The following is an 11922-nucleotide window of genomic DNA, read 5'->3' on the forward strand; positions in this document are numbered from 1 at the left end:
ATGATTAACCTGCCATGAAGCCCCGCATCGCCATTCCTATCCCTACGAGCACCGACGTCGCCTACAACCAACGCTCCTGGCCCCAATACGCCGCAGCCGTTGAGCGTAGCGGCGGCCTCCCGGTAGAAATTCCCATCGACGCGACCCCCACCGCCATCGCCAATCTCATTAACACCTGCCAGGCCGTCCTCCTCCCGGGAAGTCCCGCCGACGTCAACCCACAGAAATACGGCCAGGAACCGATCCCGGAGTGCTCTCCAGCCGACAACCCTCGGGAGAATGTGGATGAACTCCTCATTCAGGACGCCCACAACCTCTATAAACCCATCTTCGCGATCTGCTTCGGCCTGCAGTTCCTCAACGTCTGGCGCGGCGGCACCCTTGTACAGGATCTGTCGATCCTCCCGGTCAACCACGCCGCCGGCAAAAGCGTCGCGATAGCCCACTCCGCCGCAATAGCCCCCGACTCCCTCCTTGGCTCCCTCCTGGACCCCAGTGAAGCCCCCGAACAAGACGACTTTCTTCGCCTCCCCATCAACTCCAGCCACCACCAGGCCATCGGCATCCCCGGGGACGGCTTTCGCGTCGCCGCGCGATGCCCACAGGACGGTGTCATCGAAGCGGTAGAGGGGGGCCAGGCAAGCGAAGGAGCCACGTCGCACTTCGTCCTCGGCGTTCAGTGGCATCCCGAGCGCAGCTACGACATTAGCCAAAGTTCCCGGACTCTTTTCGACCGCTTCGTTGCGCAAGCAGCCGCATGGACCCCACGCCCCATCCACACCTCCGTAGCCTGAGCTCTCACGTTGCGCTTACAAACGTTCCACGTGGAACATCTGGCCACTTGAGCCTCTCTGAGATACTGGTATTCCCATGCCAACGCTCTCAGAGGCTCAGATCGCCAACATCCTGACCCCATTTCTTCCATCCCCACCTCCCGGCATCCTCCCAAAGCTCTCTACATACCTCGAACTCCTCCTCAAGTGGAACGCCCGCACCAATCTAACCGCCATCCGGGATCCCGAAGAGATCGTCCGCCGCCACTTCGGGGAGAGCCTTTTCGCCGGGCTCCATCTTTCCTCCGAAGCCACCACATTACTCGACTTCGGCTCTGGAGCTGGTTTCCCGGGCCTCCCCATCGCCATCCTGCGCCCCGAGATCGCCGTAACCCTTGCAGAATCCCAAAACAAGAAATCAACCTTCCTTCGAGAAGCAGTCAGAACCCTTGATCTCAAGGTCGAAATATGGGCAGCGCGCGCCGAGTCCATGCCACAAGGCCTTCATTTTCATACCGTTACCCTTCGCGCAGTAGATAATATGGCTGCCGCCCTCGCCGCCGCCGCCCCCCGCGCCAGCAGCGATCTCCTTCTCCTTGCAGGAATCCCACCAACCCCACCTCCAGGCTTCACCTTCCAAAAATCCATCCCAATCCCTACTACCGAGTCCAGCATGCTCCTCCGTGGAACCCGCAATTAACCGTCCACGTGGAACAAAGATTTCCACACCAGCCCTTCCGAAACCCTTCAATCTAGGCCCTAAATCCCGTATCCCACAAGTTCTCCACAGCCGCCGCTCGTTCTGCACAGACCACTCCCATTGCCACCTCGGCCTCAGCCCGATACCCTTCAACTACCGCAATGACGACTGAACAACTCATACCCAAGTCTGACGCAGCATCCGGCTCCGCTGACCCGAAATCTCCCCCGAAGGCCTCCAAGGTCATCGCCGTCGTCAATCAAAAGGGCGGAGTCGGCAAGACCACGACCGCGATCAATCTAGCGGCAGCGCTCGCCCTCGAAGGCCTCAACACGCTCCTCATCGACTGCGACCCCCAGGCCAACTCCACCGGCGGCCTCGGCTTCGCCCGAGCAAAGGACGGCGAAGACGCTCGCCTCAGCATCTACGACATCCTGGTCGGCCAGACCACCATCGCCGAAGCCCTTCTCTCCACCGACATCGACTCTCTCAAGCTCATTCCCAGCAGCAAAAACCTCATCGGCGCCACGATCGAACTCATCGCCCTCGACCGCCGCGAGTTCAAGCTCCGCGACGCCATCGAGCCTATCCGCGCCGATTACCCCTTTATCCTTCTCGATTGCCCCCCAGCCCTCGACCTCCTGACCCTCAACTCGCTAGTCGCCGCCGACAGCCTGCTCGTCCCCATGCAAGCCGAGTACTTCGCCCTTGAGGGCATCTCCGAGCTGATGAGCACCCTCGACCGTGTCGGGCAGAGCTTCAATCCCGGCCTTGTTCTGGAGGGCGTTCTCCTCACCATGTACGACGACCGCACCAACCTCTCCCAGCAGGTCTCCGAGAATCTTCAAGCCTTCTTCGACGACAAGCTCCTTAAGACGACGATCCCCCGCAATATCCGCCTCGCCGAAGCCCCCAGCCACGGCAAACCCGTTTCACTCTACGATCCCAAGTCACGCGGCTCTGAGGCCTACCGCGAGTTGGCGCTCGAGCTACTATCTCGCAACAACATGGCCAGTCCCGAAGAAAAGCGACGCAAAGCAGCCGCCGCTGCTGCCGCCAGCGCTCTCAAGTCCTTCAACAAGCCAGAAAAGAAGACCCGCTTCTGGCAATCCAAGCAAAGTTAAAAAGCCACGGAGTGGCCGCTCCACGCGCAGTGGGCCCGTCCGGCAGGACACAGGTCAGATAGACCGAAATAAATCACCAGGAAAGTCGTAAACCATGCCAACCGCCACAGCAGATCCCAAACGTCGAGCCTTGGGTAAAGGCCTTGAATCCCTCCTTCCCCAGCGTCCCGCCGCCGCGCCCCCACCACCGCCGACACCAGCCGTCGCCGAGCCAACTGGCAAACCCCTCGAGATTCCCCTCGACCAGATCGACCGCAACCCCTATCAGACCCGCAGCCACTTCGACGAGGCCAAACTATCCGAGCTGGCTCAGTCCATCGCTGCATCAGGCGTGGTGCAGCCTATTGTCGTGCGACCGCTTAGCGGAGGTCGTTACCAGTTGATAACCGGCGAGCGCCGCTGGCTGGCCAGCAAGAAGGCAAATAAAGCCACCATCCCGGCGATAGTCCGCCAGGTCTCCGACGAGCAAACGCTCGAGATGACTATTGTCGAGAACCTCCAGCGCGCCGATCTCAACCCGATCGAACAGGCCCGCGCCTATCAACGCCTCAGCAACGACTTCAAAATGACGCAAGAGCAGATGGCGATTCGCACCGGAAAAGAGCGCGCCAGCGTAGCTAACTTCCTTCGTTTGTTACGTTTACCAGAGTCCATTCAGCAAAAAGTGGAATCTGGCGACCTCACCTTCGGCCACGCCCGCACCCTGCTCGCGCTCGACTCACCCGAAGCAATCACCGCAGCCGCGCAAAAAGTCATGGCACTGTCGATGTCCGTCCGCCAAACAGAAACCTACGTGCAGGGCCTCATCAACCCCGAGGCGAAAGAGAAGAAGGAGTCCAAGGCCGATGCCCAACCGGAAGATCCCAACGTCCGCGAGGCCCAGGACCGTCTTCGCCGCACCCTCGGCCTCAAGGTCCGCATCGAGGACAAGAACGGAAAGGGCCGCGTCATTATCGAATACTCCGGCCTCGAAGACTTCGACTCTATCCTCACCGCGCTAGGCGGCGACTAGGTTACGATCACCCGCACTCATAAATTTCACAAATTAGAAACGGCCGACAATTCTCAAAGACAAGTCCAGGAGACTGCGCATGCGTAAAGCGAACCACATGAAACTTTATTTGTTCGCCGTTCTGTTACAAATTGCAGTCTTCTCCGCCTCTGCTCAAACAGCAACTCGAACTCTCGTCCGCACCGGCCATCTGCTCGACGTGAAGACCGGTGCTGAACCCGCCGGCCAGACCATCATCGTGACCGGCGATCGCATCACTGCCGTCGCACCAACGGCATCCACGCCAAAGCAGCAAGGCGACACCGAGATCGACCTCACGCATTACACCGTAATGCCTGGCCTCATCGACGTCCACACCCACCTCACCGGCGCCTCCGCAAACTTCGATCCCTACTTCGAACTCTCGATGACGCCAGCGAAAGAGGCGATCATTGGCGTCGAAAACGCAAAGGTCACACTCGAAGCCGGTTTCACCACTGTCCGCAACGTAGGCGCGAACGACTACACGGATGTAGCTCTCCGCGACGAGATCAACGCAGGTCACATCCCCGGCCCGCACATGCAGGTCTCTGGTCCCCCACTCGGCATCACCGGCGGACACATGGACGAGAACCTTCTCCCGTACGAATTTCACTACCACGCTGAAGGCGTAGCCGACGGCATCCCCGCCGTTCAGCACCAGGTCCGCGAAAACATCAAGTACGGAGCCGACCTCATCAAGATCGGAGCCACAGGCGGCGTCCTCTCAAAGGGCGACGACCCGCAAGCCTCGCAATACACCCTCGAAGAGATGCAGGCCATCGTAGCTGACGCGCATCGTCTCGGCCGCAAAGTGGCAGCTCATGCCCATGGCGCCCAGGGCATCCTCTTCGCCACCGAAGCCGGTGTCGACTCCATCGAACACGGCAGCTACATCAACGACGAAGACATCGCCCTCATGAAGAAGAAAGGAACCTACCTCGTTCCCACGGCCTATCTCATCGACTGGGCCCGGCAGTATGCCAACCTTCCACCCTTGTACGCGCAAAAAATGAAAGACGTCAGCGTGGTCGAGAAAGCGAACATTCGTCACGCTATCGAATCTGGCGTAAAGATCGCACTCGGTACCGACGCCGCCGTTTATCCGCACGGACTCAACGCACATGAGGTGGATGTCTATGTCAATCAGTTTGGTATGTCACCCCTGCAAGGCATCCAAACCGGCACCATTAACGCGGCAGATCTCATGGGATGGACCGACCGCGTCGGCACGCTGGAACCCGGCAAATGGGCTGACATCATCGCCATCGATGGCGATCCACTCAAAGACGTCAAGATCCTCCAGCACGTCAACTTCGTTATGAAGTCAGGCGTCGTCTACAAAGATGAAACTCACAAGCAGTAAGAAAGAGTTCCACGAACCAACATGAAAGCAACAGCGCTCGAGTTTCGTCTCCGCTTCCTTCTGGGCGTCATCATCTACGTGCTCGGCTTCATTGCCCCGTGGAACATCTTCCTGCACCTGGATTCCATCCGCACATGGCAGTACCTCGCAGCTTGGCCTGCACGCACGGGCTGGCTTGGCTTCAGCACGGCAACCATCGCGGTTCTCATCCTCGGCATTCTCTGCGCCCTCACAGGAGCATTCCTGCGCACCTGGGCCTCAGCCTACCTCGACCCATCCATCGTTAAGGCCGGCACCATGCATGGCGACAACGTGATGGCGGACGGCCCTTATCGTCATCTCCGCAACCCACTTTACCTCGGCACCTTCTTCCACACTTTTGCGCTCGCGCTCCTCATGCCACCCAGCGGAGCCATCTTCTGCATCCTCGCAATCGCCTTTATCCAGTTGCGTCTCATCCATGCAGAAGAGTCCTTTCTCGCCGTAAAACTCGGCGAACCCTACCTCGCCTACTGCGCCAGAGTCCCTCGCCTCTTGCCCTCACTCAGCGCGCGAGTCCCCGCCTCCGCGACAAAACCCACGTGGTTCAAAGCTTTCCTATCCGAGATCTACATGTGGGGTGTCTTCGTGTCCTTCGCGGCACTAGGCTGGCGTTACAACTCAGTCCTCATCATCAAAGGCGTCCTCATCTCACTGGGCATCTCGCTCATCATCCGCGCCTTCCTCCCGAAACGTTAAAAGAAAATGCGCCGAAGGCGCGTCAGCCTCGATGGCAGATCGCGCCGTGCGCGCAGCACGCAGTTGTCTTTGTTAAAATTAAAAGAACCCGCCGCGCCACACGATGCAACTCGTGGACACAGCGGGTTGGTGTTTCGTTACACGCATCAGCAACCAGACTCTGAGGCGCGACAATCGGGGAGGGCCTTTCGCATGCGACAGGTTCGCGCCGATCGGCGCCATCAGCGTCGCAGTCGAACTACTTCTTCACCGGTGCGATCGTGTCCTTTGCAACCTTGGCCACGCGGAACTTAACCACGGTCTTGGCCTTGATCTTGATGGTCTCACCCGTCTGCGGGTTGCGGCCAAGACGCGCCTTACGCTCTGCCTTTACCAGCTTGCCGATACCAGGAATGGTGAACTCGCCATTCTTCTTGGTCTCTTTTACTGCGGTCTCTGCCAGCAGTTCCAGAAAACCAGCGGTCTGCTTGTTGGTGAGTTCGAGCTTCTCCGCCAGGTGGCGAACCAGCGCTGTCTTTGTCATTCCCTTTGCCATGTATTGCTCCTTCTTGCTTTCGAAATAGAATCTCAGGCCTGTTCCCCTTGACCGCATAAAAAATTAGTAATGAGCATCCAGTTTGGCAATGCGAAATCACCAGTATTCATGCGGGTGCGGAGAACTGTACCGCAATTCACCTTCAGCCTTTCCGCGCGCTTTGTCAACTCCCTTTCTTCGGTTTCCACAGGTTTTTTCCGGTTTTTCTCGGTTTTGTTCGAAAACAGGTACATTTTTCTCATAAATTCGAAGAAAACATCAGGCTTTAGGCGCAAAAATCTCCCTGAGCAATCACTCAAACACAATCGATCTGAACAGCCAGAAAAGTGTTTTTCGCCAGCATTCCTGGCAAATGGATGGGCTTTCCATCTCGGTAAAAGAGCGTCGTCATCTCGACCGAAGCTGTTCACAGTTTCATCGTGAACAGCGCAGTGGAGAGACCCTGCATTACTTCGTTGCCTTGCCGCTCGTCTTCCTGAAGCGATCCGCCGTCCGAATCAAATCTCCTCCCTTCGCATCAACCTCTAAGAGACAATCAATCAAAGAGGAATAAAAGATGCAGATCGGGATAGACAGCTTCGCCGCGTTGGTTCCAGACCCCATCACCGGCCACATCGTCACCGCGCAGCAGCGCATCGCCCATCTCCTCGAAGAGATCAAGCTCGCCGACGAAGTAGGCCTCGATCAGTTCGGTCTCGGAGAACATCACCGCAGCGAATATCTGGACTCCGCTCCCGCCGTCATCCTCGCGGCTGCAGCATCTCTTACAAAAAAAATCCGCCTCACGAGTGCCGTCACTGTTCTCAGCGCAGCCGACCCCGTCCGTGTCTTCCAGGAGTTCGCAACGCTCGATCTCATCTCCGGCGGCCGCGCTGAAATCGTTGCAGGCCGCGGCTCCTTCATCGAATCCTTCCCTCTCTTCGGCCTCAAGCTCGAGGACTATGACGACCTCTTCGCAGAAAAACTCGACCTCCTCCTGACCCTTCGCGAGAAAAACAATGTTCACTGGTCGGGCAAACATCGCGCAGCACTCACAGGCCAGGGAGTCTTCCCCCGCCCGCTGCAAAACCCCCTCCCTGTCTGGCTTGGCGTAGGTGGCACGCCGGAGTCATTCGTCCGCGCCGGAGTCCTCGGACTTCCCCTCATGGTCGCCATCATCGGTGGCGAACCCCATCGCTTCCGTCCTCTCATCGACCTCTATCGCGAAGCAGGCAAACGCTCCGGCCACGCGCCGGAGTCGCTCAAAGTCGGCATTCACGCTCTCGGCTACGTCGCAGACACCGACCAGCAGGCCTCAGACGACTTCTTCCCCGGCTACGCCGAAGCCTTCACGAAAATCGGCAAGGAACGCGGTTGGCCCCCGGTCACTCGCAATCAGTTCGAAGCCCTACGCCGTCCCACTGGCGCGCTCATGGTCAGCGACCCCGAAACCGTAGCCTCAAAACTTCTGAAGATGAACGAGGCCCTTGGCGGCATCTCCCGCATCAGCTTCCAGATGAGCGTAGCCGCCCTGCACCACGACAAACTCCTCCACGCCATCGAACTCCTCGGCACCAAAGTAGCTCCGATCATTCGCCAATCTCTCAGAATCGTCGCGGCAAAATAACTCGAACTCACTCGCTTCTGCCCTTACACGAGTCATTATCGTCATGTCGTTGCTTGTTCTTCTGTTTGTCATCCCGTAGGGATCTTCGGTTACCCTTGCAGTTGTCGTTGCAGTGGCTGTTGCCTTTCTTGTTGTCATCCCCGCAGGGGATCTGCTGTTGCACTTGCAGTCGCGTTGCCCCCAGTCTGAGCAAAGCGAAGACCGCATCTGAAATCACTTCGTCGCGATCATTTCCTCATCAAACCCACCGCCGAATAGTCCCGCGCCCGAAAAGGCAGACACACACCTCAATAAGTGAAAAGATGAGATGCTGATCGCACGCCACGGCGCCTCAATGCCGCGGCAGTAGCTGTAACAAGATCGTCCAAAGGGCCACAGCAAAACTCTTTCCCGTCCGGAACCGCCAGGTGCTGTCGATGTTGGAGGAATTTAGTATGTCGCTGCAGCGAAGAACCAATCACGCTCTGCTCCTCTGTCTCGCATTCCTCATCACAGGCATCGCCCGGAGCCAAACCACGCCGCCCTCCGCCTCAACGCCCAACACCGCAATCCCGGCAAACGTTCCGCCCGCCCTCCAGAATCGCGACGCCTCCTCAACCAAACGCCCCCGCATAGCTCTCGTCCTCGAAGGCGGCGGAGCCCTTGGCTTCGCCCACATCGGCGTCATCGACTATCTCGAGCAACACCACATCCCAGTAGACCTCGTCGTCGGCACCAGCATGGGCGGCCTCGTCGGAGGCCTCTACGCCTCAGGCCGTTCCCCCGACGAGATCCGCACCCTGGTCCAGAACATTGACTGGGACGTCGCCATCGGAGGCCGCACCCCATACCGCGATCTAAGCTACCGTCGCAAGCAGGACCGCGAAGACTTCCCTAACCGCCTCGACTTCGGCCTCAAGCACGGCCTCTCCTTTCCCGAAGGTCTCAACTCCGGCCAGGAGGTCGGCCTCATCCTCGACCGCGCCACCCTCCCCGACTACGCGCTCACCAGCTTCAACGACCTCCCCATTCCCTTCCGCTGCGTCGCCACCAACATGAACACCGGCCGCGCCTTCGTCTTCGATCACGGCTCCCTCGGTCAGTCCATGCGCGCCACCATGTCGATCCCCGGCGTCTTCGTCCCCGTCGTCATCGACGGCCAGACATTCACCGACGGCGGCTCAGTCGACAACCTTCCCGTCGACGTCGCCCGTGCCAACGGCGCCGACATCGTCATCGCCAGCTATCTCGACACCGGCCAGACCACCACTCAGCGCCCCGGCTCCTTCCTCTCCATCACCGGCAACACCATCAGCATCATGATCGCCGCGAACGAACTCCACAGCATCGAAGACGCAGACGTCCTCATCCGCTCCAACCTCAAGGGCTTCACCAGCGCCATGTTCTCCGACTCCGCCGTCATCGCTCCCAAAGGCTTCGAAGGAGCCGGCCAAAAAGCCACAATCCTCGAGCGATTCAGAGTCTCCGACGCCGAGTGGGCCGACTACATCAAGCAGCGAGACTCCCGCCGCAAAACCACCGTCCCCACCCCGCAGTTCCTCGCTGTCACCGGCGCCGACCCCAACACCAACGCCGAGATCCAACGCCGTCTCAAACCCGAGGTCGTCGACAAACCCATCGACCCCAAATTCCTCGACCTCCAAATGACCCGCTTCGTCGGCAACGGCACCCTCAACGCCGCCGGCTACTCCATCGTCCAGCGTGACGGAGTCCCCGGCCTCGCCATCACTGCCTATCCCAAATCCTACGGACCACCCTTCCTCGACCTCGGCATCAACATCGACGGCTCCGACACTCGCGACGTACTCTTCGGCATGTCCGCCCGTGTCACCTTCACCAATCTCGGCGGCTACCGTGCCGAGTGGCGCAACGACGCCTTCTTCGGCTACAGCTACGGCCTCAAAAGCGAGTACTACAAGCCCTTCTCCGCGCAGAGCCGATTCTTCTACGCTCCTCGCGCCTACGCCACCAGCACTCGTTTCGACTTCTATAACGAGGGCAGCCGCACCTCCCAGTATCAAATCAATCAGCGCGGCTTCGGCTTCGATGCTGGTTACACATGGCCTCGCGGCGCCGAAGTGCGACTCGGTCAGGACGAATACTGGTACTCCGTCGTCAAGCGCATCGACTTCGACAACCTCTCCATCCCCCCGCAGCAACAAAGCGTCACCTCCCTCCGCTACAACTATCTCGGTGCCGACAACGCCGTCCTTCCCTTCCGCGGCCTCAACTCCACCTTCAGCGTCGAACGCCACGAGCGCTCCAAAGGCAACGACCCCTTCACCCTCGCCCAGGGTTCAGTCGCAGCTTTCTTCCCACTCGGCGTCAAGAACGCCATCTTCATCACCGCCGCCGGCGGCACCAGCTTCGGCGCACCGCCCGAGGTCACTGACCTGCAAGGCTTCCCCCTCGGCGGCCCATTCAATCTTGGCTCCTACGGCAAAAACGAGCTCCTCGGCAACCAGTTCTGGCTCTTCCAGGGTGGCTACGAGCGCAGGCTCCTCAAGTTCAACCCACTCATCGGCGAAGGCCTCTACGTCATGGGCTTCATGGAAGGCGGCAAAGTCTACAACAACCTCAACGCCGCCGACACTCTCATCTCCGAAGCCTGGGATGGCAGCTTCGCCGTCGTCGCGCGCACCGCAATCGGCCCCATCTACATCGGCGGTGCCGCAGGCAACAACGACCATCGCAAATGGTGGTTCGGCCTCGGCAAGGTCTTCTGACGCTATTCCCTTGACACCGCTTCGCAGACGCCACGTAGACTGGCTGCAATCTCAATCGGTCACAAACCAGATCAGGAGAACTATGAATTCGTCACGTCGTCTGTTTCTGCAGCAGTCCGCCACCGTCGGCCTCGCCGCTGCATTTCCCTTCCGGTCAGCATTCGCAGAAACCAATCGTCCCATCGGCCTGCAACTCTACACCGTGCAGGACGAAATAAAAAAAGACGCCCCCGCGACCTTCGCAGCACTCGCTAAAATCGGCTATCGCGAAGTCGAATCCTTCCCCATCCAGGAAGTGCCTCCCGCACAGCTTCGCAAGATGCTCGACGACGCCGGCCTCAAATGCCCCAGCGCCCATCTCTTCTTCGGCGTGGCCGATACAGGTGAGCTCCTCGAGCAGGCCAACACGCTCGGCGCACACTACGTCGTCAGCTCGGTCCTTCTCCACACCACGCTTCCAGGCTTCAACGCCGACAAGATGCGAGAGACCATCAAGGCATTCACACTCGACGACTTCAAAAAGGTCGCCGCGAAAGCCAACGAGATCGGCGCGCAAGCTAAAAAGGCCGGACTTCAGTACGCCTACCACAATCACAACTTCGAGTTCCGCGACTACGGTGGCCACACCGGTTACGAGATTCTCCTCAGCGAGACCGATCCCGCACTCGTAAAGTTCGAGCTCGACTGCGGCTGGATCACCACCGCCGGCCACAACCCCATCGAGTACTTCTCGAAGTATCCGGGCCGCTATCCCCTCATGCACGCGAAGGACTTCCCCGCCGATACTCCAGTCACCACCAACCTCGGCGTCGATCCCAAACATGCGCCCACAGAAGTCGGACGCGGCCACATCGACTTCAAGCCCATCATCGCGGCAGCGGAGAAGTCTGGCCTCCAGCACATCTTCGTCGAGCAGGATCCGCCCATTGTCGGCATGACCTCTCTCGAAGCCGTTCGCATCAGCTACCAGACCCTCCGCCCTCTCGTTTAGCCAACGGCAAAGACTAACGACAACGCACGACCAAGCGGGATGAGAGAGAAAAGATCAGTGTCCTTCCCTCATCCCGCAGCCAAACTTTGCATCCTACAAAGTAGAAGGCAACGTAGGAAGGCAGCAGTAAAGGGGTATATATGGCAACCGAGGAACTGGCAGAAACTCGCGGCTCATCCATGAACAGGTTGATCTTGTTCGCAACGATCGCATCTGGAATCGTAGCCGCCTATCTCATGTACAAACGTGGCGAACCCATAGGAACCATCGCGAAGAACGCCATCACCAACCCTATCGGTTCCTTGGTGACCGAAGTAAAAAACAAGGTGTGAG

12 protein-coding genes are annotated in these 11922 nt (G+C 59.0%); 10 read left to right on the plus strand and 2 right to left on the minus strand.

The window, feature by feature from the left end; all coding sequences use genetic code 11:
* Positions 1-14: 14 nt before the first annotated feature.
* The 6 genes from RBB77_RS02945 (at position 15) to RBB77_RS02970 (ending at position 5731) form a co-directional block, all read left to right on the plus strand.
* Entirely contained in the window at positions 15-794 is a 780-nt protein-coding gene (locus RBB77_RS02945) for a gamma-glutamyl-gamma-aminobutyrate hydrolase family protein (protein WP_353064690.1), read from the plus strand.
* A gap of 76 nt (positions 795-870) precedes the next feature.
* Entirely contained in the window at positions 871-1473 is a 603-nt protein-coding gene (rsmG, locus tag RBB77_RS02950) for a 16S rRNA (guanine(527)-N(7))-methyltransferase RsmG (protein WP_353064691.1), read from the plus strand.
* A 161-nt stretch (positions 1474-1634) separates the two neighbouring features.
* A complete protein-coding gene (locus RBB77_RS02955; RefSeq protein ID WP_353064692.1) occupies positions 1635-2597 on the plus strand; it encodes a ParA family protein in 963 nt (320 codons plus the stop codon).
* Between the two features lie 94 nt (positions 2598-2691).
* Entirely contained in the window at positions 2692-3609 is a 918-nt protein-coding gene (locus RBB77_RS02960; RefSeq protein WP_353064693.1) for a ParB/RepB/Spo0J family partition protein, read from the plus strand.
* A 79-nt stretch (positions 3610-3688) separates the two neighbouring features.
* Positions 3689-4993, plus strand: coding sequence for a metal-dependent hydrolase family protein (locus RBB77_RS02965; protein ID WP_353064694.1), 1305 nt, complete (start codon positions 3689-3691; stop codon positions 4991-4993).
* Between the two features lie 21 nt (positions 4994-5014).
* A complete protein-coding gene (locus tag RBB77_RS02970) occupies positions 5015-5731 on the plus strand; it encodes a methyltransferase family protein (protein ID WP_353064695.1) in 717 nt (238 codons plus the stop codon).
* 238 nt (positions 5732-5969) lie between these two features.
* Here the strand turns inward: RBB77_RS02970 and RBB77_RS02975 are convergent, their stop codons facing one another.
* Both RBB77_RS02975 and RBB77_RS02980 read right to left on the minus strand, forming a co-directional pair.
* Positions 5970-6266, minus strand: a complete 297-nt coding sequence (locus tag RBB77_RS02975; protein ID WP_158792936.1) for an HU family DNA-binding protein — start codon at positions 6264-6266, stop codon at positions 5970-5972.
* Between the two features lie 32 nt (positions 6267-6298).
* Entirely contained in the window at positions 6299-6676 is a 378-nt protein-coding gene (locus tag RBB77_RS02980) for a hypothetical protein (RefSeq protein ID WP_353064696.1), read from the minus strand.
* Between the two features lie 146 nt (positions 6677-6822).
* On the opposite strand from RBB77_RS02980, the gene RBB77_RS02985 reads away from it, so the two are divergent.
* The 4 genes from RBB77_RS02985 to RBB77_RS03000 all read left to right on the plus strand — a co-directional run bounded on the left by RBB77_RS02985 (position 6823) and on the right by RBB77_RS03000 (position 11921).
* A complete protein-coding gene (locus RBB77_RS02985; protein WP_353064697.1) occupies positions 6823-7872 on the plus strand; it encodes an LLM class flavin-dependent oxidoreductase in 1050 nt (349 codons plus the stop codon).
* A 434-nt stretch (positions 7873-8306) separates the two neighbouring features.
* Complete coding sequence (locus tag RBB77_RS02990; protein ID WP_353064698.1) at positions 8307-10598, plus strand: patatin-like phospholipase family protein; 2292 nt, start codon at positions 8307-8309, stop codon at positions 10596-10598.
* An 82-nt stretch (positions 10599-10680) separates the two neighbouring features.
* The gene (locus RBB77_RS02995) at positions 10681-11589 is read left to right on the plus strand and encodes a sugar phosphate isomerase/epimerase family protein (protein WP_353064699.1); all 909 of its coding nucleotides are present in this window, start codon (positions 10681-10683) and stop codon (positions 11587-11589) included.
* A 179-nt stretch (positions 11590-11768) separates the two neighbouring features.
* The gene (locus tag RBB77_RS03000) at positions 11769-11921 is read left to right on the plus strand and encodes a hypothetical protein (protein ID WP_353064700.1); all 153 of its coding nucleotides are present in this window, start codon (positions 11769-11771) and stop codon (positions 11919-11921) included.
* Position 11922 lies beyond the last annotated feature (1 nt).

It is taken from the genome of Tunturibacter psychrotolerans, from assembly GCF_040359615.1.
Classification (GTDB): Bacteria; Acidobacteriota; Terriglobia; order Terriglobales; family Acidobacteriaceae; genus Edaphobacter; species Edaphobacter psychrotolerans.